This is a genomic window from Streptococcus equi subsp. zooepidemicus (assembly GCF_015689395.1).
GTDB lineage: Bacteria > Bacillota > Bacilli > Lactobacillales > Streptococcaceae > Streptococcus > Streptococcus equi.
Genome location: NZ_CP065054.1, coordinates 1,522,295 through 1,548,603 on the forward strand (window position 1 = coordinate 1,522,295; position 26,309 = coordinate 1,548,603).

Annotated in this window: 22 protein-coding genes and 1 pseudogene; 1 reads left to right on the top strand and 22 read right to left on the bottom strand. The window is 39.2% G+C overall.

The window, feature by feature from the left end; all coding sequences use genetic code 11:
• Positions 1–658 precede the first annotated feature (658 nt).
• Entirely contained in the window at positions 659–2,590 is a 1,932-nt protein-coding gene (locus tag I2432_RS07205) for a Dam family site-specific DNA-(adenine-N6)-methyltransferase (protein WP_042670951.1), read from the top strand.
• 20 nt (positions 2,591–2,610) lie between these two features.
• On the opposite strand, the gene I2432_RS07210 is transcribed toward I2432_RS07205, so the two are convergent.
• The 22 genes and pseudogenes from I2432_RS07210 to I2432_RS07315 form a co-directional block, all read right to left on the bottom strand.
• Complete coding sequence (locus tag I2432_RS07210; protein WP_206152432.1) at positions 2,611–4,353, bottom strand: restriction endonuclease FokI C-terminal domain-containing protein; 1,743 nt, start codon at positions 4,351–4,353, stop codon at positions 2,611–2,613.
• A 190-nt stretch (positions 4,354–4,543) separates the two neighbouring features.
• The gene (locus I2432_RS07215; RefSeq protein ID WP_021320992.1) at positions 4,544–5,353 is read right to left on the bottom strand and encodes an MBL fold metallo-hydrolase; all 810 of its coding nucleotides are present in this window, start codon (positions 5,351–5,353) and stop codon (positions 4,544–4,546) included.
• Between the two features lie 3 nt (positions 5,354–5,356).
• Entirely contained in the window at positions 5,357–6,709 is a 1,353-nt protein-coding gene (vicK, locus tag I2432_RS07220) for a cell wall metabolism sensor histidine kinase VicK (RefSeq protein ID WP_014623188.1), read from the bottom strand.
• Positions 6,702–7,412, bottom strand: a complete 711-nt coding sequence (gene yycF, locus I2432_RS07225; protein WP_012677635.1) for a response regulator YycF — start codon at positions 7,410–7,412, stop codon at positions 6,702–6,704. Before yycF ends, vicK begins: the two co-directional genes overlap by 8 nt.
• Positions 7,413–7,620: 208 nt before the next feature.
• Positions 7,621–8,637 carry a DUF3114 domain-containing protein gene (locus tag I2432_RS07230; protein WP_111678244.1) on the bottom strand — a complete coding sequence of 339 codons (1,017 nt, stop codon included), beginning with the start codon at positions 8,635–8,637 and terminating at the stop codon, positions 7,621–7,623.
• 45 nt (positions 8,638–8,682) lie between these two features.
• Positions 8,683–9,945 (bottom strand): AMP-binding protein, encoded by a 1,263-nt coding sequence (locus tag I2432_RS07235; RefSeq protein WP_043039172.1) that lies wholly within the window; start codon positions 9,943–9,945, stop codon positions 8,683–8,685.
• On the bottom strand, positions 9,935–11,050 hold the full coding sequence (locus I2432_RS07240; protein ID WP_206158690.1) for an acetyl-CoA C-acyltransferase: 1,116 nt from the start codon (positions 11,048–11,050) through the stop codon (positions 9,935–9,937). The genes I2432_RS07235 and I2432_RS07240 overlap by 11 nt, the downstream gene beginning before the upstream one ends.
• Positions 11,047–11,586 carry a hypothetical protein gene (locus tag I2432_RS07245; protein WP_206158691.1) on the bottom strand — a complete coding sequence of 180 codons (540 nt, stop codon included), beginning with the start codon at positions 11,584–11,586 and terminating at the stop codon, positions 11,047–11,049. The genes I2432_RS07240 and I2432_RS07245 overlap by 4 nt, the downstream gene beginning before the upstream one ends.
• A gap of 152 nt (positions 11,587–11,738) precedes the next feature.
• Positions 11,739–11,867, bottom strand: a pseudogene (locus I2432_RS07250) (aquaporin); the annotation flags it as partial.
• A 217-nt stretch (positions 11,868–12,084) separates the two neighbouring features.
• Positions 12,085–12,870: an ABC transporter permease gene (locus tag I2432_RS07255; protein WP_012677624.1), complete on the bottom strand. Its 786-nt coding sequence runs from the start codon at positions 12,868–12,870 to the stop codon at positions 12,085–12,087.
• Between the two features lies 1 nt (position 12,871).
• The gene (locus I2432_RS07260) at positions 12,872–13,690 is read right to left on the bottom strand and encodes an ABC transporter permease (RefSeq protein WP_138119573.1); all 819 of its coding nucleotides are present in this window, start codon (positions 13,688–13,690) and stop codon (positions 12,872–12,874) included.
• Position 13,691: 1 nt separating this feature from the next.
• Positions 13,692–14,684, bottom strand: coding sequence for an ABC transporter ATP-binding protein (locus I2432_RS07265; RefSeq protein ID WP_043031155.1), 993 nt, complete (start codon positions 14,682–14,684; stop codon positions 13,692–13,694).
• 434 nt (positions 14,685–15,118) lie between these two features.
• Entirely contained in the window at positions 15,119–15,805 is a 687-nt protein-coding gene (locus tag I2432_RS07270; RefSeq protein WP_037581595.1) for an ABC-2 family transporter permease, read from the bottom strand.
• Positions 15,783–16,523, bottom strand: a complete 741-nt coding sequence (locus I2432_RS07275) for a lantibiotic immunity ABC transporter MutE/EpiE family permease subunit (protein ID WP_043984171.1) — start codon at positions 16,521–16,523, stop codon at positions 15,783–15,785. The genes I2432_RS07270 and I2432_RS07275 overlap by 23 nt, the downstream gene beginning before the upstream one ends.
• Position 16,524: 1 nt before the next feature.
• On the bottom strand, positions 16,525–17,208 hold the full coding sequence (locus I2432_RS07280; RefSeq protein WP_138119575.1) for an ATP-binding cassette domain-containing protein: 684 nt from the start codon (positions 17,206–17,208) through the stop codon (positions 16,525–16,527).
• Between the two features lie 482 nt (positions 17,209–17,690).
• On the bottom strand, positions 17,691–19,043 hold the full coding sequence (locus I2432_RS07285; protein ID WP_138119577.1) for a sensor histidine kinase: 1,353 nt from the start codon (positions 19,041–19,043) through the stop codon (positions 17,691–17,693).
• Complete coding sequence (locus I2432_RS07290; RefSeq protein WP_111678248.1) at positions 19,036–19,719, bottom strand: response regulator transcription factor; 684 nt, start codon at positions 19,717–19,719, stop codon at positions 19,036–19,038. The genes I2432_RS07285 and I2432_RS07290 overlap by 8 nt, the downstream gene beginning before the upstream one ends.
• A 36-nt stretch (positions 19,720–19,755) precedes the next feature.
• Positions 19,756–21,123, bottom strand: a complete 1,368-nt coding sequence (locus I2432_RS07295) for a S8 family peptidase (RefSeq protein ID WP_428843967.1) — start codon at positions 21,121–21,123, stop codon at positions 19,756–19,758.
• Positions 21,124–21,281: 158 nt separating this feature from the next.
• Complete coding sequence (locus I2432_RS07300; protein ID WP_206158693.1) at positions 21,282–21,431, bottom strand: hypothetical protein; 150 nt, start codon at positions 21,429–21,431, stop codon at positions 21,282–21,284.
• A gap of 425 nt (positions 21,432–21,856) precedes the next feature.
• Positions 21,857–22,087, bottom strand: coding sequence for a hypothetical protein (locus I2432_RS07305; RefSeq protein WP_049780515.1), 231 nt, complete (start codon positions 22,085–22,087; stop codon positions 21,857–21,859).
• 350 nt (positions 22,088–22,437) lie between these two features.
• Positions 22,438–24,384, bottom strand: a complete 1,947-nt coding sequence (thrS, locus tag I2432_RS07310; RefSeq protein WP_111690292.1) for a threonine--tRNA ligase — start codon at positions 24,382–24,384, stop codon at positions 22,438–22,440.
• A gap of 590 nt (positions 24,385–24,974) precedes the next feature.
• Entirely contained in the window at positions 24,975–26,309 is a 1,335-nt protein-coding gene (locus I2432_RS07315) for a glycosyltransferase family 4 protein (protein WP_043052263.1), read from the bottom strand.

The following is a 26,309-nucleotide window of genomic DNA, read 5'->3' on the forward strand; positions in this document are numbered from 1 at the left end:
TAAATTCATTATTTTTAATAAAAACAGGACAAAAGATGAGAAAAATAGCCAAAAAGCTACTAATCTTAGTAGTCTTACAAATCGGCAGCGACATTATAGGTAGAATGATAGTGCTGAGAAACAAGCCCTTCTCTTTTTATACATATTATACATAATCCCTACAATAACAGTAGTTATGGTTTTACATCGTCAAATCATTAGAGAAACCATATATGCTAAACTGTCATAGCCTCCACTACTCTCTAGGAGATGATAGAGATGACCCGCTTAGTAACAAGCCTAAAAGTATCTTGCAATAGCTTCTAAAGCTTTGCTTGCAGTAAAAAAGGTGAGCGTTCTAGCCTAAATGCTTGTCACACATAAGCAAGCCTCAGACAGCCTCAAAATAAGCTTTTCCATAGCAAGTCTGTCACGCTGGACGGGATAGGGGTCTTATATCTCATTAATATATAAAATAAATCTCTCGGCCACATAATACATTGTTACCTACAGACGAATTCCTCAATTTAGACTTCTTTCCTTTAATCAACAACATATAAACTAAGTTTAAAAACTACAATAAGGAAATACAGCAAAAGATAATTTTTCAAATAAAATATTGGAACTTCAACATGAATATGCTATAATGAAACAACTAAAGGATGATTAAGGATGTAGAATGAGATATATTGGTTCTAAAAAATTATTGTTGACAGAAATTAAGACCATGCTAGACAAACATAAAACTGGTGATGAAGAAGTTTTTTTAGATTTATTTGCAGGCACTAATGTGGTTTCAAACTTCTTTAAACAATATTATACTGTTTATTCTAATGATATTTTATACTTTAACTATGTTAAAGCAAAGGCTATTATAGAAAATAATTCTTATCTATCCTTTAATAAACTAAAAGCAGTAGGAATTTTAGATCCAATTGATTATCTACAAAGGCTTAATGGTAAAATTGGATATTACACAAAAAATTACTCTCCTCTAGGAGATTGTATGTATCTAACACAAGAAAATACTGAAAAAATTGATAATATCAGACAGATCATAGAAGATTGGAACAACAATCAATTACTCACAGAGTACGAATATTTTTACCTTTTAAATGCTTTGATAGAAGCTATTCCTTATGTTAGTAATATTACTGGAACCTATGGCGCTTTTCTCAAGCATTGGGACAACCGAGCGTTGCATTCCTTAACATTAGCAGAAGAAACTATTTTTGATAATTATCGTCCTAACAAAGCGTTTAATGAAAATGCTAATGAATTAGTCAAAAAAATAAAAGCAGATATTGTTTACATTGATACCCCCTACAATGCTCGACAATACGCATCAAATTATCATTTACTCGAAAACATCGCCCGACATCAAAAGCCAATTTTAAAAGGGATTACTAAAATTTTTGATTGGAAAACTCTTAAAAGTGATTATTCAACAAAAACAAAGGCTTTAAAAGCAATGGAAGATTTAATTGCTAATATTAATGCTAGTCATATCATTCTAAGTTACAATACCGAGGGTATTATATCCGAAGAAGATTTAACACTTTTACTTCAACGATATTCGTTCAATAATCAAATTGATGTGAAACGGATTCCTTACCGAAAATATCAATCTAAGAAAAAATCTCAGAACAAAGACTTATACGAACTTCTTTTTTATATTCAAAGAAAGCCGATAAATAATCGCTTCAAATCACAAACTAAAAAAAAGGCAGCCATCATCAGTCAAAAAAAGTATATAAAAAGCCCATTAAATTATATCGGTGGAAAATATCGACTGCTAAATCAAATCATTCCAATTTTTCCCCGACATATCAATACATTTGTTGATATGTTTAGTGGGGGGGCAAACGTTGGTATCAATGTTCCTGCTAAAAAACACATCTTTAATGATATGAACTATCGCATTAATGACATGTTTCGATATTTTCAATCACATGACCCACTTGAGATACTTGAACAAATTGAGCATCGAATTTCAGAATATCAACTCAGCAAGACCAATGAACAAGGCTTTTTAACATTCCGAAAACATTATAATACTCATCCAAATCCACTAGACTTATACGTACTATCGTCTTATAGCTATAACTATCAATTTCGCTTTAATAACTCGATGGAATTCAACAACCCATTCGGCAGAAATAGAAGTCATTTTAGTGAAAACATGAAATCCAATCTACTCAATTTTGTAGCTCGACTACACCGTTTAGATGCCACTTTCTCCGATCAATTTTTTTCAGATTTTGATATTTCTACATTATCAATAGATGATTTTGTTTATCTTGATCCCCCCTACCTCATAACGACTGGCAGCTATAATGATGGAAATCGTGGCTTCACAAACTGGGGCGAAAAACAAGAAATTGAAATGTATCAATTAATAAGAGACCTTAACAAGAAACAAATTAAGGTTGCACTTAGTAATGTTCTTGTTCATAAAGGAAAGCACAATGATTTACTTGAGCAATTTGTTCAAGATGAAAGTCTATATCTCACCACTTTAAATTACAATTATAAAAATGCTTCATACAACACAAGAAAAGAAGATAGCATTGAAGTATTGATTACCAATTATAAACCAAATCCAAAATAATAAAAGCATAGTTGAATTAGCTATGCTTTTACAAATTCAATTTCTTTGTTTTGAAAATAAGATGGTAAATCGGAAATATGCAGTTGTCCTTTAAGAACCAAATCTGCTCCCAAAAGCAATTGCTCTACGTTGAGGGCTGCTCCCTTAATTTGTGTTTCATTAGAGGTATAATCAAGCTGCTCTTGAAATTTTCCAATGAATTTACTTGACACCCACATAAAATAAAACTCTTCTTGTGGAATCGTATCTGGAAAAGCTTCCCACCACTTTATCGGATTACGATTTTCATCTCGTCGCTTATTATCTTCAATATACCGAATCATTTCATCAGCCTGATTGATAGATTTAGAATAACCTTTTCCATAAGCCTTTGTATCTACAATCACACCAAAACGATCTTGATAGAGTAAACCATCTGGCTTTCTGCCACCACCTAAAAGCTTAGAATGCAATCTATATACATTTCTAAATAATTCCATTGTAACAATTTCAAAATCTCGATTTCGCTTACCATCGTAAGCAATATCAAGCAATTCAATATATTTCATTGGTAAATTAGTCTCTTTTAAAAATTTTGCCTTACGCTTTTCCGCCTGCTCATCCTTTAATTCTTGTGTAATTTCTAGTTCAGGAATAGAAAAATCGTTGATCTTATCCTTCAAAGAAACCCTATTGCTAGAAATATCTATCCTCAAACCAAAATAATTCAATCCTTGAATATCTGATAAGATAATCTCCAGTTCATCGTAAAAACCCTTAGCCCTTAGTTTATCTAATAGAATAGCCAAAGAATTAGTTTCTTGGAGAAACTTGACGATATAAGCTCTCCGAGTACGAACATACTCGCGATTATTGCCATGAGTTGCAAAAAATTCCCACATCACAAATTTTTCAAGCTTGCTATGCTTAGAATCCCCCTGAGCTTGTCGTAAAGCATGAAGACCACGACCATTAATTTTATAACCTTGAAATCCATCTTTTTCACCATTAGTAAAGGTACGCTTAATCGTTTGTGAATCAACCAAACCAACATTTTTTAGCCAATTACAAATACCACGTGCATATTTATCACTTGTTCCTTCTATATCAGCTTTAATAAGTTTTTTCTCTGATTTAGTGGCAGATCCTAACCAATCAAACATAATATCTTCATTATAGGAAGTAAAGCCTTTTTCACCACGAAAACCAAGCTGCTCACCTAAATAGTATTTAGTACAATAGGTACCGCTATCAGCCAATAAAGATAAGATTTGTGTAGCTGGCGGGTATGACAACAGTGCCTTTCTTAAAATAGCGGTTTCTTCTTCCGAATTAATTATTGCTCTAGAAAAACGCAAACCCTTTGAAGTAATTGAAAACATATCCGTTTCTCTATCTACCGACACAAAATTCAAGCTAACAGCCCATCTTAAAAAACCATCTGATGTCCAATTATCCGTCCAAGTTTTACCTGTATTTTTTGCCTGTTGAGGTATGATGCTGATTTGAATCAAAGAATCTGCCATTGCATCTGAGCGTTTTCGGGGAGATTTGTTATTCTTATCCTTTGATGTTCCAACTAATTCTAAATATGAAAATGATTGAACCCCATTACTCAATTTGTTTCTGAGTGATTCTCGTGGTTCTTCAAAAAAAATTGTATCAATTAACGAACCTAATAATTTTTGATAATGTTCAGATTGATTGTCAAAAATCTGAACAACTTTTTTTAAGCTGGCAAAGCTTGATGGATTCTGTACCCAACCATAAGTTCTTATTTTCATAAGAGCTCCTTAATCTTATACTTATTAGCTTTATTATAGCATATAATTAATCCTTCCCGTTAGCATTATCACAAAGCAACACCATTTCTTATTTAATGGATCTACTATGTAGCCATTTTAATACATGTTTTTACCTCACGAAAACACCCCTACTTGTCAAACTGTAACAAGCAGGGGTGAAGTCATAAGGCTAGATGTCTGTCAAGGGACAGGCGGTATCTGGTGAGGTGTCATGAACAGTAAAATCTGTTCCAACACCTAAATCTGCCATTGCTAGCTGATTGACCATTGTCATGTGGGCTAATTCTTTGATATTGTTCTCCTGACTTAGGTGACCGAGATAGATTTTCTTGGTTTTATTGCCCAAGCTTCGAATCATGGCACCGGCACCATCTTCATTGGATAAATGCCCTAGGTCAGATAAGATTCGCTGCTTGAGGCTCCAAGGATAAGAGCCGGCTCGCAATATCTCCACATCGTGATTTGACTCAATCAAGTAGCCGTCAGCATTTTCAATGATCCCAGCCAAGCGGTCGCTCACATATCCTGTATCCGTCAGCATGACAAAGGACTTGTTATCCTTCATAATGCGGTAAAACTGTGGGTCTACAGCGTCATGACTAACACCAAAGCTCTCAATGTCAATGTCTCCAAAGGTCATGGTCTTACCTCTTTCAAAGACATGCTTTTGTGTGACGTCTAGGTTGCCAATCATATGACGCTCATCAATCATCTGCCAAGTCTTTTCATTGGCATAGACATCTAGGTTATATTTTCGAGCCATGATTCCAACACCCTTGATATGGTCGGAATGCTCGTGGGTAATCAAGATAGCATCCAAATCCTCAGGTCTTCTGTCAATCTCAGCAAGGAGACTGGTGATTTTCTTTCCAGTCAGTCCTGCATCAATCAACAACCGCTTCTTGGGCGTTTCCAAGTAAAAGCAGTTACCTGTCGATCCTGATGCTAAAATACTATATTTAAAACCAACCTCACTCATCAATTAATCAATATCATCCTCCCATTCATCATAGATAGCAGCATCCTTTTCGTAAGGTAACACAATGGTAAAGGTTGAGCCCTTGCCATAATCGCTCTTGGCCCAAATAAAGCCTCGATGCTGCTTGATAATTTCTTTAGCAATCGCTAAGCCTAGACCAGTTCCTCCTTGAGCCCGACTTCTAGCCTTATCCACTCGGTAAAAACGGTCAAAAATCAAAGGCAGGTCCTTCTTTGGTATGCCCAAGCCCTCATCAGAAATCGAAATGATTAGCTGGGTATCTGTTGTTTTCATGTTGACGACAATTTTTCCGCCATCGGGTGAATATTTGATTGCATTGTTTAAAATATTTTCGATAACCTGCGTCATTTTGTCATTGTCAATTTCTAGCCAAATAGAGGTGATAGGGTAATCTCTGACAATTTCATAGGATTTTCCTGTACTGGTGTGCTGATTTTTCACCAAATCAAAGCGGTTTAAGATAGAGGTCATAAAGGCTGTAAAGTTGGTCATTTCAACAGACAGCTGTGTCACATGATTATCAATTCTTGATAGGTTGAGCAAATCTGAAATCATGCGCATCATGCGATTGGTTTCATCTAGTGAGACCTTTATAAAGCTTGGAGCGATGTCCTCCTTTAGCGCGCCCTCATCTAGAGCCTCTAGGTATGACTTGACAGAGGTCAAAGGTGTCCGCAGCTCATGGCTAACATTTGAAACAAAGAGTCTGCGCTCACGCTCTTCCTTTTCCTGCTCAGTCGTGTCATGAAGCACAACAACCAGACCTGAAATAAAGCCGCTCTCTCGCCTATTAAGCGCAAAGCGCAGCCGCAGGGAAACAAATTCTCCTGTATCATTACGACGGTTTAAGGTCACAATCGGTGTTTTTGAGACCAGCTCTCGGTAGGTATAAGGGGAGTCACTGTCTAATAAATCTGTAATGTTTTTTTCCAAGGCCTGCTCGCGATTTAAATTGAGCTGCTTTTGAGCAGTCTCATTAATCATGATAATCTTGCCGGAACGATTGGTCGCAAGGACCCCATCTGTCATATAAGCCAAAATACTAGCAAGACGATTTTTTTCTTGAGCAAGGTTTTCATGAGTCAGACGAAAAACATCTGATAGGTCATTGAGCTGCTCAGACAGCTCCATCAATTCAATATCAGCCTTTTCATTGATCGTATCAGTATAGCGACCATTGATCAAATCTCTTATCTTGTGGCTCATCAGACGAATGATCCGAGCATTGCGATAATCACGAATGGCTAAATGAATGAAATAAAAAGCAACAAAAACAAGCAATAAGAGTATGGCTAGCTCAAATGCAGAAAGGTTTCCAATGATGTCCTTAGTCATAAGCCTTCATGTAGTACCCAACACCACGTCTTGTCAAGATGTACTCCGGACGACTCGGTGTGTCCTCTATTTTTTCACGCAGGCGACGGACAGTAACGTCAACGGTTCGGACATCGCCAAAATAATCATAGCCCCATACGGTCTCAAGCAAATGCTCACGTGTCATGACCTGTCCAATATGGTTTGCCAGGTGATGCAGCAATTCAAACTCACGATGGGTCAACTCAACCTCTTGACCATGCTTTTTAGCGATAAAGGCATCTGGTAAAATCTGTAGATTGCCGATAGTTAGCTCCTGAGAGCCTGAGGAGGCATTTTCTTCGGCTACTGCTGTCTCAATAGTCTCTGTCCGACGCAAATGTGCCTTGACACGCGCCAGCAGCTCACGATTTGAAAAGGGCTTAGTCACATAATCATCAGCCCCTATTTCAAGTCCAATCACCTTATCAAATTCGCTATCCTTAGCAGATAGCATGATGATAGGAATATGGCTGGTCTTGCGGATTTCCTTGGCTACCTCAAGGCCATCTAATTCAGGAAGCATCAAATCCAAAATAATCAAATCTGGCTTTTCCTCTTCAAAGACTGCAACGGCCTCTTTGCCATCAAATGCTGTGACCGTATCATAGCCTTCCTTTGTCAGATTAAATTTAATGATATCAGAAATCGGCTTTTCATCATCAACAATCAGTATTTTCTTCATGCTTATACCTCAGAACATTTCTCTCCATTAATTACTACTAATTACTAGGCTGCCTCATCTCTATGCCATAAGATTTAGAGACAAGACCAATCATTTTTTATGTCCTTTTGATTATATCAAAATTTAGGATAAATTGACAATGACCGCTATACTAGCCACAAAAGTGCTCTAAATACCTCATCAGGCAAAACGGCTGCTGATCCATTGCTTAGAAAAGTCTGCTGCGCCAGATCTGCCATCTAAAGGCACAGGCCTGTCGCTTGACCAAGGCAAAGCAGCTTTTGCTATTGAGGCTAAAAAAGCCCTTAGCATTAAAATAAGAATAGTCAAAATCTGGTGGCGATAACTGAAGCCAAGAGCGCTTCAGCCACTTAGGAGCTCGGTAGCCTGCCAGGCAGTCTTTTCTAAAGGCTGGGTCATGTCGGCTGATAGGAGCAACATCTAGCTCCCAATGCCTCTTGCCTGCTGTGCCATAATTGAAGGAGGCTCCGTTAATGATTCCCTTGTTGGTCACTAGCTCACCATCCATTTCATTAAGAAAACGCCCTTGACTATCAAGGATAAATTCGGTATGGAAATGCAACAGAATTTTAATATTATGAGAAATCTCGTGATCAGGAAAGCTTGCTAGTCCATTGACAAGCTTTAGCTTGTTATGCAGACGAGCCGATTCCATAAGCGTGTAGTCAGGCTGGCTGCGCCAAAAAGCCGGGCCTTTTTTGTCCTTGAGAAAGATAGCCAGTGCCTGAGCATCAGTCATGCCCTTTGATCTAAAATGGCTGCGAATATATTGTGCCTGCTGACTCGAAATAAGGTAGCGAAGCTGATGAATCCCCTTAGCTAACCCGCTCTGCTGCGCTAGCTCCTTATCAGGAAAAGCAAGACTAACCATCTGGGCTAGCTCCATCCAAAAGCAATGATCCGGTGGCAAGTCAGGGTAAAAGCGACTTAGCAAAGCCTGCGTATCCTCTAGCCTTCCTGATAACTCTATTGGCATGCTGACAAGCTCAAGAACAAGCTCTAGGAGTTCCTTGGGAGATCGACACTGTTTTTCACACTGCCAAATGGCTAAAAAGGTCGGTGAACCTAAGCGAGCATCAATAGCTGAGGCAGCTGCCAATAGCTGCTGAGAGGTTAAGGAAAGACCTGCTCTTACGTAAGGCTTGAGTGCCTGATAACGTGCTAACATATCCTGCTTCATCAACTGACCTCCTTTTTTGACCATATTATACCATATTGAGCTGATGCTTTGGGCTCAGGTAACTTTTCCTTATTTGGTGTTATGAGCAGCTTTAGTTGATTTGTGGGCGAGCTGGCTAAGTCTTCTGCTATCCAGCTTTCCACTGTCATTAAGTGGCAGCTCCTTTAAGAGCATATACCGTTTAGGCAGCTGAGCTGGGCTTAGGTGTGCCTCAAGATAGGCCTTAACAGCGGTAAGGCTTCCCTGCTTTTTCAGCACCAAGCATAGTATCACATGCTCATCAGCTGCGCTGCTGCCACCCTTTATCGCTGTTGCTTCTTGAACAGCTCCTGATTGGTGGACTAGCTGAACAAGGCTAGGAAGATGACATTTGACACCTTGCTGATTCACCCAATCCTTGGTTCGCCCCTTTAGAATCAAGCCTGCCGCTGTCATTTCTCCCACATCACCGACACTATAGGGCTGATCAATGCCCTCAATGGCATAGGGTGTCTGAACAAAAATTTGCCCCTCTCGGAGCTCCAGCTTTACCTGAGGAAAGGGACGCCCTACAAAGCCAGCTATTGCCATAGCCTCAAAGCCCTGACACCAGCTGATAAAGGAAAGCTCGCTGGCACCGTAAAACATCAATAGCTCAAGCTGTGGAAAGCGTTGGTAATAGCTACGAATCAGCTCTGGTGACAAGTGTTGAGATGAGGTTAGTAAATAAGGGGCAAAATAGCTATCAGCAGAAATGTAAGGCAATAGCCGATGCAGCAGACTAGGTAAGAGGTACAAATGGGTAACCTTTTGCTTATGCCAGACAGAAGACCAGCTTTTAAAGGACCGCTGATCACTAAAGACCAGACAGCCGCCGGCCCAGAGCTGTGCCAGAGCTAGGTTCAAATTGCCTGTAAAGCTCAAGCTGCCATGACTAAATAGCCTCGTTTGCTCTGAGAAATGAAACAGCTGGTTTTGCTGTTCAAAAAAATCAGCCCAAGAAGCCCAAGAGCGCCAAAAAACCTTGGGACGGCCAGTAGAGCCGGAGCTAAGCACCGCAAAATCCGCCTTGCCTGGTGGAGAACAGCAGCTAGACAGCCGCCTTTGCTCTTCTTCTGGTAGATTTGGGTGACAGATAAGCGGGTAGTTCCCATATTGCAAATGATAGCAAAAAGCAATCAGCTGCTGTAAGCGATCCCTTTTGACAATCAGAGTCGGATAGGAGATAGGCTCCTGAGGCTGATAGGCCAAGATCTGCTCTACAAGATCCTGATAGGTTAGGGTCTTTTGGTCTGTTAGGATAGCAGGTCTTTGTGGTGCTTGGCTAGCCCAAGCTAGCAGTCTAGATAACATGTGAATAGTCCTTATGATATTCCAATAACAGGGCAAAGGCTTGACCACCAGCTGCGGGAATGGCTGCTAGACCATACCTTCCTTGCTTTAAGGCCAATGCCTGCATCAAATGCAAAATGATAATGGCTGCTGACACGCCAAAGGGATGACCATAGGCAAGAGCACCTCCAAAGATATTATAGCGATCAAGGGCCTCCGAAAAATAATGCTCAAAAAGAAGATCAATCACTGCAAAAGCTTCATTCCACTCGATCGCGTCCATATCAGTCATGGCTAGGCCATTTCTAACCAATAAAACCTGACTAGCCTCAACCACCATTTGAGGACTGGTTTTAGGATTGCCAGCAACCTCAACCAGATCAAGAATCTGGTAGGCTGATTTTTGGCTGCTTAGCACTAAAAATGCTGCTGCGTCATGGGTCAAGCAGGTATTGGCAGCACTGATGAGGCCAGCCTTGTCAAGTATTGGCGGCACCTTGCTTAAGACCTTTTCTGACAGGTGAGGGCGAATGCCTTGATCAGACATACCTGGCATTTCTAGAATAATATCAGCTAGCCAATGCTTCTGCCTAGCTGTGTGTGCTCGCTGGTGGCTAGTAAGGGTCCATTGGTTGAGCTGCGAGGGTGTCATTTGGTAGGTCTGGGCCACCCGCTCTGCTCCTGCTATCATAGCCAGCTGACTGCTTGTGTCTGGAGAAAATTGTGCCACCTCATAAGCGCCCGATCGACTATCAGCAGCAGCATAGATACGCTGGGGCTGCAAAGAGCTGCTTTCGATCCCTCCTGCTAACAAGCGAGTGGCAAGACCGGCCTTGATTTTGGCATAGCCCATAGTAAGAGCTGCACCAGCCGAGGCACATTGCATGTCAACAGTTATGGCAGGTACAGTCTCTCCCAAGTCAGAATACAAGGTCATCAGCCGACCAATATTACCGCCTGTCCCAACAGCATTACCACAGATCACCTCATCAATAGCCAGCTTATATGCTTTGACTAAGGCATTAATAAGCTGAGCACCAAGCAGCTCTGGACGCACCCTAGCAAATTGCCTGCCAGCTAGACCAATAGGCGTTCTAAGCCCTTTTTGAATATAGACATCAATCATACGTGAAGCTCTCCTTTCGCTAATAATACCCCAGCCTGATAGAGGCTGATAGCCTTTTCTCTCATCACTAGGTGAATAGGAGCATTCACAACCGCTGGGGCATAAAAACGCAGGCTTAGCCTACGGTAATCTAAAATAAGCCAGCTGCTAACCTCTTCCATCAAGAGGGCTCCCGGTAAGATATAGGGAGCTGTTTGATGAAGAGGATTTTGGTCCCCTGTTTCTGCTAGAAATTGCTGTAAGGCCGCCTGATTAACGCTCAGTACATGGCTATGCTCAGCTAATGCTTGGCTATTAACTGCTTTAGAAGGCTTAGCACTTGTGTCCTTTTTCAGCCACCTGGCTGGTAGCCCTTTTAGTAATCGAACCTCTAGCACAAGCCCTGATGTAGTCAATCTGATCTGCCGCAGATTTCGATAATCCTTTACGCGATAATCATCTGGCTGCACAGCTTTTTCCAAGCTCATCTCAGCCACAAGGCTGTTTCTTGGTAAATCCTGATTTTTCTCAACCATAGCTGTGATTAGCTGTCTCATTGTAACCATCCTTTTGCGAACAAGTTAACTTTATTATACTGAATACCTGAACACAAGAAAAGAAAAAACAGCAAAAACAAGGCTTAGATAGCAAAAAAAGGCGAGCCTTTAGCCTAACCTTTTTTGTCTGATCACATCATGTTCAATATCATTTAATAAATCAAGGCACCTGCAACCCCACCAAGGATTGGTCCTAAAACAGGAATCCAAGCATAAGACCAATCAGAATCACCTTTATTTGGAATAGGAAGCAAGGCATGCATGAGACGAGGTCCAAGGTCACTCACGCACTAGATAAGCCGCATGACCTATTACCATTCTAAGACATTAGCTGATAAAGGCTGCTGCGATTGTTACTGTACCCCAACTAAGGCCTAGGCTTGGCGAGATTATCCTAAAAGCGATCTTAGGACAGTGAAGAAGTAGGCTCAAACAAGGGGTCAGGACTATCGTGCCGAGGACTTGTTGGTATTGCTAAGCCTATCATCACAAGGCCGTCTAAGATCCTGCGCTTTCATAGGCTTCTAGTCCCATTTTCCAAAGTCTAAGGGCTATGGCTAAGCCTACCAATGACATCACAATAACACCACCAATATGAAAAACCACATGCTCACCTCTTAAGAAATACGCGGCAGGATAATAGGCAGTAAAGGCAAAAGGCACAACAAAGCTAATCAGCCAGCGCAGCAAGCTATTGTAAATAGATACTGGGTATTTTGCAAAATCATTGAACATGTAAAAAATATAAGTCACAGCACCCGACTGCTTGGTCCAAAAGGAAATACTAGCTGTCGCAATCTTTAAAGAGGTGTAAATCAAGGCTGCAAAAGGAATGGTCACTATAAATAGAAAGAGCTTGGTCGCTGTCCAGTCAATGCTTGACGCCGTTGCCGCTAATAAGATCAAGGCAACCAGCAATTCACCCAGAGCATCAACCTGAAAGGTCTCAACCATCACATGAAAAAGCGGACTAATCGGTCTAATCAAGTACTTATCAAACTCTCCCTTACGCACCAGACGTTGCCCCAAAGCCCAGAGGTTATCAAACAAAAGATGATCCAGTCCCTTTGGAACCAAGGAAAAGCCATAGATAAAGGCAATCTGACTAAAGCTCCAGCCCTCTAGAGCAGGAATATGCTGAAAGAGCACCGTCAAAAACAACAGGTTTAAGCCCTGAGACAGAAAAACACCCAAAACACCAATAACAAAATCTGCCTTGTACTCCATAATCTGCTTTAGGTATTGCCTAATAAAAATCATATGCATACGTGCTAATTTTGTCATCCTATCCTCCTTGTATCGTCAAATGTGATTGGACCTTTTTCCAAATCAGCTGGGAAGCCAACACCATCACTAAAAGCCAAAAAGCTTGCAAGGCTAACGCCTGACAGATTTGAGCAATACTGTATTTCCCAATAACAATCATGACTGGTGTATACACCAAGGAAGAAAAAGGCAGCAAATGCAGCAGATCTGCAATCAGCTTTGGGAAAAATACCAAGGGAATCAAGCTGCCAGACATAAAGGCAACTAAAGAATTCTTTAGCAAATTAGAGCCCCAAAGGTTCTTAAACACAAAGGCTGAAAAGCCAAAGCAAATATTAAAGTAAAAATTAATCAAAAAAGCTAGCAGCAAGCTCATTAAGAATGCTAGCAGGCTTCCTGTGACCTGCCAGAAAGGTACTCCAGCAGCCAGTCTCATGCCAAAAAGCAAGAGTAAAAAGGGCAGCCCAACAGACAGAAAAACCATCAGCCTAAAGCCAAGCTCCATAAAGAGAAAGGAGGTGGCAAAATGCACCGGCCTAAGCAGGCGCATAATGATCGATCCGTCCTTGACCTCCTCACCAATCATAAAAGAGCTGTCTGACTTTGTCAGCAGGCCAGTGACAAAGCTCATGATAATATACAAGGTCATATCAGATAGCCTGAAGCCTCTAATCAAAGACTGATGAGAAGCATCAAAAACAGCTCGCCAAAGGTAAAAGGCCACAAAAGCACCCAATACATCTCCTGCACGATACAAAAAGAAATTCACCCGATAGGTAATCAACTCCTGAATCCCTGCTACCAAAAAAGGCTTATAGCATCTCCAAAAGCTTGTCATCTTACAGCTCCTTTCGATAAAAGCGCCGAATAATATCTTCAATATCAACCTCTTTAAATTTAAGGTCTCGCACAGAAAATTCAGCCAAGGTTTTTTGAATCACATCAGCAGTTTGATAGTAAGACACGTCATACTGTAAATCTAACAACAGGTCCTGACGCCTCACACTAATATGAGAAAGTCCCTCAAAGCTTGAGGCAATGTGGTCCTGATTCGGATATAGCTCAAAGGAAAGACTCTTGGTTTTCCCAAATTCCTGCTTTAGCTGCTCGATAGTGCCATCAAAAATTTCTTGCCCCTTATCAATCATAAAAATCCGGTGACAAAGCTGTTCAATATCACTCAAGTCATGAGTTGTCAAGAGGATCGTCGTCTCCTCTTCTTGATTAATCTGCATAATCGCTTTACGGATATTGTCCTTAACCGACACATCTAAGCCTATTGTTGGTTCATCTAAAAAAAGAACCTTGGGGTGATGCAGTAGTGAGGCTGCAATATCAGCACGCATTCGCTGACCTAGAGATAAGGTACGAACAGGATCCTTGATAAAGTCATTGAGCTCAAGAACCTCATTTAAAAAGTCCATGCGTTTATGAAAGACCTTGTCAGGAACATCATAGATTTCCTTTAAGACCGTATAGGTTTCTTGCAGGGCTAAGTCCCACCAGAGCTGAGTTCTTTGCCCGAAGACGACACCGATATCCTTGACATAGTCCTGCCTGTTATCCTGTGGGATTTTGCCATTGATACGACAACAGCCCGATGTTGGCTTTAAAATGCCAGTTAGCATTTTGATGGTGGTCGATTTGCCAGCACCATTAGCCCCGATAAACCCTAAAATCTGTCCCTTAGGCACTTCAAAGGTCAGGTTCTTAACTGCTTCAAAGGTTTGATATTGAGGATTGATAAAGGATTGAAGGGCTCCCTTTAGCCCAGGTGACTTCATTGATTTTTTAAACTGCTTTTGAAGCTGCGACACTTCTATCATTGCCATTAGCCATTCCCCATTTCTAATCAATTCCTGCCATCAGCTACTAAGACCTCATCCAGCTGACCCTTACTGAGTCAGCCACAGCACAAAGGCTCCTACTACAGCCGATAGATGAGAATCATTATAGCATGATTACAAAAACAATGCAATCGCTTTCGTAAGTTTTTAACATCACAAAAGAGAGCACCAATCTGGTCCTCTCTAGATCTTAGTTATCAATCAATCCACTACAGTTGATATTTGGCTCTTATTTTTTGAGCTGAAACCAGTTATGTCCCAAGCTCTTTATTTGATGATTCCTGCAGCTTTGTAATTCTTATTTCCTAATACTGATATGTCATCAAAAATCAACAGCACCTTTTTCCAGTATGTTTTTACAGATTTATTTTAAATATGAATTAAAGTCAAAACAGTTCCCAAACTTCCATCTAAGAATTTTACACCTTATTGAAATAATTTCCATCTTTTTGATTAGCTAAAATCAGCAAATTCATCAAAAATAAGACTACAATATCTACAAGTAAAACCAATAAATATACCTTAACTCTCTCATTATTATATTCTATAATCGCATTAACAGGTAAAGCTGCTGGCAACCAAAAAACGTTTAGAAAAACCTTATTTGTTGCAAACAATATAAATAAACTCTCAACAAATGCTATAAGTAAATTGCCTCCCTTTCCAACTAACAGACTCAAAAGCATATGAAGATGGTTCAGTAATATCAACAATAACCAATTAACGATACCTATAAACATATAGTAGGATACATGTTTTAATGCAATTCCAACCACTAACCACAAAAGTAGAGTCGGCAGAAGTAACCATAAATCTGTTACGATCAATTTCATCCCCCATAAGGTAGCTGAATTTTTTTCACCCCTGATATTCTGAAAATGATTAGCTTTACCTTCCTGTTCGTGCACTAATATTGAAACTATTGCAATCAATATAGGATACCCTAACATCGGAAAAAAAGGAATATTTTCTACAATAAGAGGGTTTTTAACAACCATCATATAAGGCGGAATAGTCATCAATTGCAAGAGTGATAAAACTAAAATAAGATAAAAGGCATGAGAACCCTTCCATTTTATCTTCTCACTTTTTAGATAATTGATCATTGCTTACCCTCCAATTCAACAATAAAAGAGAAATAATGAATGCTATCACTGATAGAATTACCGTTATTACAAGCGTTTTAATATCTATTCCACGCATGGCTAAATCTAAATCTCCTGACGGCTTCAAATGCAGCAAACTATAAGAAATTTTATAATGGTAAGTAAAAGGAAATAGATACCAGATAGACGTTTGAGCTATGAGGGGGGCTATCAGTAGACAGGTCAAAGAATTAATTGCCAACAAAAAGTATGGACCCACCCATTTCGATAGAAAATATAAGAACGGAAATAACCAAACAGAAGTCAGCAAAAGTAGCAATAAACAGATGCCATCCTTACTTATACTCAACGATACTATTTCAGAAAACAAAAAATGTGAAACACAGACAAGGATAACTAAGAAGATCATACTAGAAAATAACACATCTTTTATCTTCAATAAGACCTTAGCCATATAAATCTTAATTGTACTCCCGCCAAGATAAATATTTTGAAAATGTCCTGCTCTTTCTTCCGCCTTATAATCATATAGAAACAACAATCCAATTAAGGTATACAGGAATATTGCCTCCCACCAATAGATTGAAAAGCTCTCCAAAATATTTGGTCCAACCAATAGTAACGTTACAAAAATAGCAATTAATGGAACTAAAAACAAAAACTTCTTATCAGCGTTTGAACGTTGTTTTATCCATTCAGACTTAATTATTCTTTTCATTCTAGGCACCTCCATGAACAATATTAAAGAAGAGTGTTTCTAGCTCATCATGATGACTATTGCTTTGATTATAGAAAATATTACCATTATGTAAGATAATAATTTGGTCCGCAACCTTACTCACCTCATGTAATTGGTGACTAGATAAAAGAATTGTCATTCCAGTACGTTTTAACTCAACAATTAACTCTAGTAATTCTTTGATACCATCTGGATCTAAACCATTTGTGGGTTCGTCCAAAATAAGTAAGTCAGGGTTAGTAATAATGGCCATACCCAATCCCAAACGTTGTTTCATTCCCAATGAAAAATGTCCTGCTTTCTTTTTTCCGGTCTGAGATAAGCCAATTAAATCAAGCACTTCGTGTATCCTTTCATCAGAAATGTTATATAAGAGTGCTCTGGTTTTTAAGTTATCAAAAGCTGACAAATTCATATATATCGCTGGAGATTCAATTAATGCACCGATCTCATAGTCCACATGCTGATCCTTTTGGTTATAAAAAATCACATTTCCACTATCCGCTTTTTCTAAACCGAAAATAATTTTCATTAGCGTTGATTTCCCAGCACCGTTGATACCAAGCAGTCCACATATAGTGCCTTTCTGTATCTCAAATGAAACTCCTTTTAAAATGTCTCTATCTTTATAAGATTTCCTAATATCCTGAATTTTTACATCCATGATTACACCTCCTTTTTTATTTAATCATACGGTTTCTTTTTCAATATTTGTTCAGAAAATAATGAAAGCATCAAGATTTGGAATAAAAAGAAAATCAAACATTTTTATAGAAGCAAGCAACCAAATGTTCTTACAACGTGAATATGGAACCTATCTTTGTCCGGTTAAAGACTTATTTGGGCTACAAACGTTGCATAACCTTCATTATGACTAAAAGCTATAATGTCAGTAAAATAATATTCAGTTGATTCTTGAGTATTTAAGAATATGAAGGCCAGCGAGATCAGAGTATGATAAAAGCCCGTTGGACGGGCGATAATCAAGTAAACACTGTTCAGTGATCGTCTTTAGACTCAGTTAAAGAAATCTGCTTACAGAAACCAAGCCACCTGTTTTTGAAGTGACCTCCAAAAGTTGGACAGAAAATCTAACGAATAGAAGTACAGCTCATCTAACGGGTGGTCATGATTTAACTATCTACTTTACAGGAGGAGCTCATACTTTCTAATGATTAAATTAACCTGGGCACCCTTGAGTGGATTTAATAATTGTAACTTACCCTGATGCCTTACAGCGACACCTTGAGCAAAAGATAAACCAATCCCATAATGCTTGCTGCTTCTACCATTATCCTCAGTAAAGAATAATTTATTAGCACCATTTAATGCTTGTTGTGAAAACTTCGAACCACTATTCCAGATTTCAAAAATTAGCTGATCTTGTTCTTCTTTTGCAGTTAAGCTAACTTGCTTCACATCAGTAGCATGCTGTGCAGCATTAACTAAAATATTAATGAGAGCTCTTTCTAAATTGAATCGATTACCTTTAAAATGAGTGATTCTAAGATTGTTCTTCATGTCAAAATCAACCTGTTCAGTATGCATAATTTCCTGAATTTCAATCTGCAAACCGCTCATAAATTCTGTTACCTCTATAACTTCCTGATAATCTCTCTCTTCTATTAACAAGCGAGAATAGGTTATCATTGAATTAAAATATTTCTCGAATACTGAAACACTATGATTAATAGAACCAATAAAGCTTATCTGTTGATTAGAAAGATCTGTCATTTCAAGTAATTCTAAATTTCCTTTTAAAACCGTTAAAGGTGTCCTTATATCGTGTGAAAGAGCCGCTACTTGAAAAGAGAGATCCTTCTTTTCAGCTCTTTCAGCTTCTAACAATATCGTCAGTTCATCATCCTTTTGATAGAGCATAGCTAATATATCATTAAATTCACTTATTTTTGTTGTTGAGCGTTCAATTTTATAATCACGACTCCCCATATTTAAAGAAATTTTTTGAATTAAACGGAAATCATGAGCAAACTCTCTCAATAGCTTTGTGACAGAGATAAATACAATAGATAGTGTCCCTACGATAAACAGGATAATAGATAAGGTATTAAAGGAAACTTTTCGAAGGGAGGGATTAACAAACTCTGGGAGTGTTGGTTGTCTCACAACCAATAATATTTGGTCATTACTATAAGCTTTATAGTCAATTGTACCCACATTAATTGGCTTTTTATCCTCAAAAACTGTCTCGTAATAACTTAATTCCGTTTTTTGATAGTTCCCATTAAGAACTTCACCATTCTTTCGATTAAAAAGGACGTAATCAAACGTAAGTGTATCCATCTGTTTAGTGATTTCTTCTGTTGAAACCTTATCACCTAAAACGATATCAAAACTTGTCCCATGAATATTTAACTGTTTAGTAAACACTAACAAATAGGGAATGATAAGAAGAGATATAACTAAAATTGCTATCCCTATTAAAATCTCGCCAACTGTTATTCCTACTCTATACCTTATTGAGTATGTTTTAGTCATACCACTTATACCCCACTCCACGAACTGTCTTAATAGGATTCAAGTTAAAAGGAGCAAATTTTATACGAATCTGATAAACATACTCTGAAATAGAGCGAAATAGAGCATTTGCTTCATCATCATAGACATGCTCATAGATATCTTCACGAGTGAATACCTTGTTAGGATGACTTGAAAGCAACTCTAAAATATGATACTCTCGACTCGTTAATGGTACTGGTTTTCCACTAACACAAAGCATTTTTTCTTGTAAATAAAAGGTGATTGGTAATAATTCTCTTGTTATCTTTTCGACATTTTCCCCATGCTTTACTCGCTCTTCACGTTTCAGATGAGCACTCACCTTAGCCACAAGCTGATTCACACTAAAAGGCTTCGGGATGTAATCATCTCCACCAAGGTTTAATCCTTTAATAATATCGTCTTCAGTATCTTTAGCACTAACAAAGATAATAGGAGAAGCAACTTTATCTCGGATTAATTGACAAATTTGTGTACCTTCAACATTGGGCATCATGACATCTAATAAAATTAAGTCAAACCCTTGGAAATCTCTAAAATTGATTGGAAAAGTCACTTCTTGATAGGTTGTTACCTTGTAATTTTTCATCTCAAGAATTGTCCGCATCAGCTTTAAAATCTCATAATCATCATCAACGACTAGAATCTTATACATAGTCTTACCTCATAATCGTTACACTGTTATTTTACACTATTTTGAGATAAAATCTGTAATATTTAACAATCTAATTAGTTTTCCATTATCATCTAAACTACTCCAAGAGTTACTATACAAAATAGTTATGGCCTCATCTGGTTTGTCTTTTAAATCATATTTTTCGATGATTAAACCTAAGGCAGCAGCTACTTTAGGAGCTGCAATAGAGGTCCCGTAACCATAAGTATATTTCCCTTCTAGTGTTGGGATAATAACCCAATCTTGCTCAAATAATTTATTGTTAATCCAAGTGTCATAGCCATGAAGCGCTAGCTTCTTGCTTCCTCCACCTGCCGCAAAGATATCAACGACATTCGTTCCACGATTGGAAAAGCTAGATATTGCACCATCACCATCAACAGATCCTACTGTCACAACATTATCTAGCTGCGCGGGAATATCCTCTATTATCCCATCGACTGAACTAAACGCTCTTCCTGTGAGAGTACTGACTAAGTTCTTAAGTTCAGCTTGATTATTTAAGTTAGCTCCCTCATCACCAACAGAAGCAACTACCACTGAGCCTTGTTTATGTGCATAATTGATTGCCCGTTGATAGCTATTGATTAGGGCAGTTCTGTCTTCATCAATATTTGATGAATCCTTTAATAAATATTGACCAAGACTCAAATTTATGACATCAACATCATCCTTTGCTGCTTGAATAATTGCTTTTAAAATCCATTCATCTTGAGCATTTCCCTCTTCAAACACCTTATACATTCTAACCTTCATGCCTGGGGCAATGCCTGTATAATAACCATTTGAAGACATTTGTCCAACAACAGAAGTACCATGACCTGTTTTATCCAAAACATTATTAACATCAATTACTCCAGTTACTGGATCCTCCGTAAAATTTTGAACAGAAATGACCTTTGAAGAAATGTCAGTATTATTATCAGTAATACCAGAATCTATTACACCAATGGTTACCTCACCTGATGACTTATGCCAAAACCTACTACTAGTACTAATACTTCTTTGCATATCCCATTGTTTATTCCAGTAATTTGAATCACTATCTAAATAAAATGCATGCCCAAACTGATATGTCATTTTGGGATTTACTGTAAAAGTATTATTCCTTGAAATGTCATCAATATAGTTACTATTCTTTTCCAAAATCATAGATGAGTCATTTGAAGTAGCGATTGTCAAAACATTAATTTCAGGAATTTCATCAAGCACTATCATTCCCTGATCATTTAATTGCTTTTTTACCTTATTGATATCTAAGCTTTCTTTTATAAGAATATTATATTGAGTTTTGCTGCTAGTCTCAGCATAGACATGTAACATATGAAATTGAGATACAAAAATAGGCAATAACAAACAGAAAGTCAACATTTTATGCTTCATGGTCAGCACTCCTTTAAGTATTGTTTTTAAACTTATCGTATGACTAACATTTCAGATTTGTTTCAGATTATAGAAAATAATACTTACTATTGTGCTTATTTAAGTCCAAAAATCAGCATTACACTCATTAAGTATCTGAGATTAATCCAGCTAACATTCTAAATTGTTTTCTCCCACTCATCTTTTGTTCTTAATTCCGAATTATAATTAAAGACAAAAGCTAATTTTTCTAACTGCCTCGCATAGCACTCATACTTGCCAATCATTGTTGTCATCGTCTCCTGATTGAGCCTAGTTTCTTCTTCCACCTGATCCAGTTTAATAGCTGATATGCAAGTGCAATGGTCGTTTTTTGTGAATCACACCTACTTTGAATCTGGTAAAATCATTCTACTAACAAACTTCCTGTGTAATTTCTAGTAGCCTAGGTAGCCTGATAAAGAGATTTCTTCAAATAAAAATAACCATGTCGAATGCCAGCGCTCCATTTCTTACCAGCATTTTCATTATTCCCCAGCTAAAGCTCTATCCATGAGGCTAAGTGACCTGTGCTTAGAATTAACTCATATCCACACTAGTCTCAGAAATAAAGACTGAAGCTATCATGATGTCACTACTAGGAATGAATGAAATCTAGGGTTTCTACTTGACAGTCATAGTGAGACAAACAAGCGGCAATTTGCTCTTCTAAACTCCCGATTTGTTTCTAATAGCAAGCATAAATCTCCATAGACTACCCCCATAGAAAATGGTGGTGATTGGAGAAATCACCATTAAGTGCTTCACGACGTTGAGGAGCTTTCTTCTTCAAACTAGTATAAACAATTAATGGACTACTTACTCTAGCTGTCATAGGCGTTTGAGCAATCAGTAGTTGAAATAGCTTGCAACCGAAAGCACCCAGCATACTCTCAATGCGGATCGGAAGTTCAATGCCACCTAACTGTAGAATTTTATAATGCAAATTGTCCTTTATTAAGAACCTTATTGATCATTTTAAGCTTTAGTTCGGGAGAGGAACGAATCTTTTTCCTTAGCAGCTTTACAATCAATTAATCGTGCTAAATACTTTAAATGGAATTGATTGATATCAAATTGTTTGAATGAATAACTCTGGTTTTGTAGGCCGCAGATTTCTACCTTGTCTTGATGTCTTAATGTCATATTAAAAGCACCCCATTCGTTAGATAGTTTGTCTAACTTTTGGGGCGCAGTTCATTTGTAAAACTAAGCTTTTTTATGTCATCTGTTTTGCAAGTCAAGCCACTTTCTACCTGATCAGCCTATCCAAAACCAGCTTGCTTAGTCTGTTTTTTAGCCTTCAGCTGGGCGCGATTTGCGAGCAATATCAGCCAAAATATTGTCAACAAATTCTGCTATAGCTTCAGTATGCGTTGCTTTGCTGCCATAGCGGCGCACATTAACTGACTTGTCCTCCATTTCCTTATCACCAACGATTAATTGGTAAGGGATTTTGCTGGTTTGAGAGGCACGAATCTTGTATTGCATTTTTTCATTGCGATCATCCACATCAGCACGAATGCCATGATCACGAAGGGTTTTAGCAACCTCCCAAGCATAATCAATATGAGCTTCATTTGAAATTGGGATAACTGTCACCTGATGTGGTGCAAGCCATGTTGGGAAAGCCCCCTTATAGGTTTCAATCAAAATAGCAGTGAAGCGCTCCATGGTTGAAATTACACCGCGGTGGATCATCACTGGACGGTGCTCTTCTCCATCAGCACCAATATAGCTCAGGTTAAAACGTTCAGGCAGCAAGAAGTCCAGCTGAATAGTTGATAAGGTTTCTTCGTTTCCAAGGGCTGTTTTGACCTGAATATCAAGCTTTGGCCCGTAAAAGGCAGCCTCTCCTTCTGCTTCAAAGTAATCAACGCCCATTTCATCAAGCGCAGCCTTCAGCATGCTCTGTGCATTTTCCCACATCTCATCGTTATCGTAATATTTATGTGTATCCTTTGGATCACGATAGGACAGACGGAAGCGATAATCTGTCAGATTAAAATCCTCATACACGTCAATAATCAGCTGAAGGGCACGCTGGAATTCCTCCTGAATCTGCTCTGGCATCACAAACAGGTGCCCATCGTTTAAGGTCATCTCTCGCACGCGCTGAAGCCCTGAAAGAGCCCCTGATTTCTCGTAGCGGTGCATCATACCAAGCTCTGCAATACGAATCGGCAGCTCGCGATAGGAATGCACATGGTTTTTATAAACCTGAATATGGTGGGGGCAATTCATTGGACGAAGGACAAATTCTTCACCATCTCCCATATCCATTGTCGGGAACATATCCTCCTGATAATGCTCCCAGTGGCCTGATGTTTTATAAAGCTCAACTGAAGCAAGCGGCGGAGTATAAACATGCTGATAGCCTGATGCCAGCTCTTTATCAGTGATATAGCGCTCAAGCGTGCGACGAATCGTCGCTCCATTTGGTAGCCAAAATGGCAAGCCTTGTCCTACCTCCTGAGAGATCATAAACAAATCAAGCTCCTTGCCTAGCTTACGGTGATCGCGCTCCTTAGCCTCCTCAAGGCGTGTCAAATAGGCCTTGAGGTCCTTTTTATCAAACCAGGCTGTCCCATAGACACGCTGCATCATGTTATTATCGCTATTGCCACGCCAGTAAGCTCCAGCTACATTTAACAAATGAAAGACCTGAATCCGACCTGTTGACGGCACATGAGGACCACGACAAAGGTCCACAAATTCACCTTGACGGTAAACAGTTAAGCCAGCCGCATCATCTGCATGCTCATTAATCAACTCAACCTTATAAGGGTCATCCTTAAAAAGCTCAAGAGCCTCTTCTTTTGTGATCTCCTCACGAATACATGGAAAGTTCTCTTTGACAATTTTTTTCATTTCCTCTTCAATGCGAGGCAGGTCTTCGTTAGAGATTTGACCATCAGCATTGTCTGTATCATAATAAAAACCATCTGCAATGGCAGGGCCTACACCAAGATGCAGCTTGGGGAACAAGCGCTTAGCAGCTTGAGCAAACAAGTGAGCCGCAGAATGACGCAGCACCTCAAAAGCGTCCTCATGATCAGCAGTTATAATTTCTATACTACCGTCCTCTTCAATGGCGCGCGTGGTATCAATTAATTGACCATTAAACTTACCAGCCAAGGCCTTTTTAGCTAGAGATTTGCTGATAGAGTCAGCAATCTCAAAGGTTGTGACACCAGATTCAAATTCACGCACCGCGCCGTCTGGGAAAGTGATTGTAATCATCTGTTTTCTCCTATAAACCATCTAGATACTTAAAACAAGCTAATCAAGCAGGGCTATATCTCCCAAGCCTTCTGCTGCTACGACAAAATAAAAACTGACTGCCTCCCAAAGGACGCAATCAGCGTGGTTCCACCTTTATTTATGCATGACAAAGAAATCCTGTCCTGCACCTCAGCTTGGCTATATCGTGACCACCGTTTTATGTTTGCATAAAAGCAAGGAAGGAGTATTACACTAGACACCCTGTGCTCTTCTCACCAACCAGCACTCGCTAAAAGGGTGTGACCTAATCTAACTTGTCTTCTTGATTATTATAGCAATATTTGGAAATAATTCAAGTGATTTTTCCTAAAAAAGCTGAGATAAGCCCACAAACCTCCAAGCCCACAAGGCAAGAATGACTAGGCAAGGAACCCTGAAACTTCTGCCACAAGCCTTTGAAGAACAGCTCAAACAGGACTTGCCGCCTGTCGTCTCAGTTCACAAGACAACAAACTAAATCCTTTAGACAAATGATTATCCTAAAGAGCTATCTGCTCTCTCACGCAGAACCAAAGCCTGTAATTGCAGGCTTCTTTGTTTATTTAGCCTTAGTCCAAAAAGTCTCGGATCGCATTGACCAGCTTGATAGGGGCTTTGAGCACCTTGACAGATGTCAGTGCAGTTGCCTTAGCTGCTCGCTTAGGCAAGTGAATCGCTCCTTGAACCAGCTTGATTGAGCCACTCTTTTCTGTTCGATTGAGATAGAGACTTAGCTTTTTCGTCTCTTTATTGTGTCGCGAAATCAAGGTATCTAAATAAAAGGTGTACACTGATTTGCCAAAATGCTGAGCTGAAATCTCATAGCGCTTCTCATCTAGCAGCCTCTGGTTCATTTGAGGTGTTTCTAAAATGGCATCAATAATCGCATCTGACAATTCTGACTCAGCATAATAAAGTGTTCCAAACATCTTATCGGTAATCAAATCATCTAGGTAGGGATTGCCATGAGCGATGATGGGCTTGCCACTAGCAAGGCTCTCAATATAAGTTAGCCCCTGTGTCTCACTCGTTGACGCTGAAATAAAGAAATCACAGGCCTTATAATAAAGCCCAACCTGATCATGAGCAATCATACCAGTAAAGACCACATGATCCTCAACGCCTGAGCTGACAGCCAGCTCCTTTAAGGCTTGAAGATAAGGACCATCACCAACAATGACAAGCTTGATCCTGCTATTTTCACTCAAAACAGCTGGCAGCTGATGGATAATAGCCTGAATATTCTTCTCATAGGACACCCGCGACAGGCTCAATAGCATGGTCTCATCATCAGAAATGGCCAATTCCTTTCTCAAGGCAGCGACATCTTCTTTTTTAATATCCTCACGAACATAGTTCTCTAGTGCAATGCCAGTCGGAATCACACGCTTAGGAATGGTCACCTCGTACCCCTCCAAAAGATTTAGCACAATCCGACTTGGGCAAATAACACCATCAAGGTCCTTTAAATACCCACGAAGCAGGGGCTTGACCATGCTAGGTCGAATGATCTTACCATTAGCAATATAGCTCACATAATCCTCATACTGGGTATGATAGGTGTGAACAACCGGAATTCTTAAGGCCTTGCCCACCATTTTGCCCAGCAGACCTAAGCTAAACTCTGTTTGAGTATGGATAATGTCTAAATGATATTCCTTAGCAATCTTGTAGGAGGAAATGAGCCCACGATAAACCACACGACGATCCGTAAAGGACACAAAAGGAACACTTGGTAACCGAATAATTGTCGGATCCTCAAAGCGCTTAACATGCTTGTCTGTTGTTGTGAAAATATAGACCTCATGCCCCTCTTTTTCCAGCTCCTCCTTTAGGGTGCGAATACTGGTAGCCACTCCGGAAACCTGTGGAAAATAGGTATCTGTAAATAGACCTACACGCAT

Excerpts from the sequence above, each read along its gene's own strand:
- I2432_RS07205 (WP_042670951.1), top strand. The coding sequence starts at position 659 with ATGAGATATATTGGTTCTAAAAAATTATTGTTGACAGAAATTAAGACC.
- I2432_RS07210 (WP_206152432.1), bottom strand. The coding sequence starts at position 4,353 with ATGAAAATAAGAACTTATGGTTGGGTACAGAATCCATCAAGCTTTGCC.
- I2432_RS07215 (WP_021320992.1), bottom strand. The coding sequence starts at position 5,353 with ATGAGTGAGGTTGGTTTTAAATATAGTATTTTAGCATCAGGATCGACA.
- vicK (WP_014623188.1), bottom strand. The coding sequence starts at position 6,709 with ATGACTAAGGACATCATTGGAAACCTTTCTGCATTTGAGCTAGCCATA.
- yycF (WP_012677635.1), bottom strand. The coding sequence starts at position 7,412 with ATGAAGAAAATACTGATTGTTGATGATGAAAAGCCGATTTCTGATATC.
- I2432_RS07230 (WP_111678244.1), bottom strand. The coding sequence starts at position 8,637 with ATGGTCAAAAAAGGAGGTCAGTTGATGAAGCAGGATATGTTAGCACGT.
- I2432_RS07235 (WP_043039172.1), bottom strand. The coding sequence starts at position 9,945 with ATGTTATCTAGACTGCTAGCTTGGGCTAGCCAAGCACCACAAAGACCT.
- I2432_RS07240 (WP_206158690.1), bottom strand. The coding sequence starts at position 11,050 with ATGATTGATGTCTATATTCAAAAAGGGCTTAGAACGCCTATTGGTCTA.
- I2432_RS07245 (WP_206158691.1), bottom strand. The coding sequence starts at position 11,586 with ATGAGACAGCTAATCACAGCTATGGTTGAGAAAAATCAGGATTTACCA.
- I2432_RS07255 (WP_012677624.1), bottom strand. The coding sequence starts at position 12,870 with ATGACAAAATTAGCACGTATGCATATGATTTTTATTAGGCAATACCTA.
- I2432_RS07260 (WP_138119573.1), bottom strand. The coding sequence starts at position 13,690 with ATGACAAGCTTTTGGAGATGCTATAAGCCTTTTTTGGTAGCAGGGATT.
- I2432_RS07265 (WP_043031155.1), bottom strand. The coding sequence starts at position 14,684 with ATGGCAATGATAGAAGTGTCGCAGCTTCAAAAGCAGTTTAAAAAATCA.
- I2432_RS07270 (WP_037581595.1), bottom strand. The coding sequence starts at position 15,805 with ATGATCAATTATCTAAAAAGTGAGAAGATAAAATGGAAGGGTTCTCAT.
- I2432_RS07275 (WP_043984171.1), bottom strand. The coding sequence starts at position 16,523 with ATGAAAAGAATAATTAAGTCTGAATGGATAAAACAACGTTCAAACGCT.
- I2432_RS07280 (WP_138119575.1), bottom strand. The coding sequence starts at position 17,208 with ATGGATGTAAAAATTCAGGATATTAGGAAATCTTATAAAGATAGAGAC.
- I2432_RS07285 (WP_138119577.1), bottom strand. The coding sequence starts at position 19,043 with ATGACTAAAACATACTCAATAAGGTATAGAGTAGGAATAACAGTTGGC.
- I2432_RS07290 (WP_111678248.1), bottom strand. The coding sequence starts at position 19,719 with ATGTATAAGATTCTAGTCGTTGATGATGATTATGAGATTTTAAAGCTG.
- I2432_RS07295 (WP_428843967.1), bottom strand. The coding sequence starts at position 21,123 with ATGAAGCATAAAATGTTGACTTTCTGTTTGTTATTGCCTATTTTTGTA.
- thrS (WP_111690292.1), bottom strand. The coding sequence starts at position 24,384 with ATGATTACAATCACTTTCCCAGACGGCGCGGTGCGTGAATTTGAATCT.
- I2432_RS07315 (WP_043052263.1), bottom strand. The coding sequence starts at position 26,309 with ATGCGTGTAGGTCTATTTACAGATACCTATTTTCCACAGGTTTCCGGA.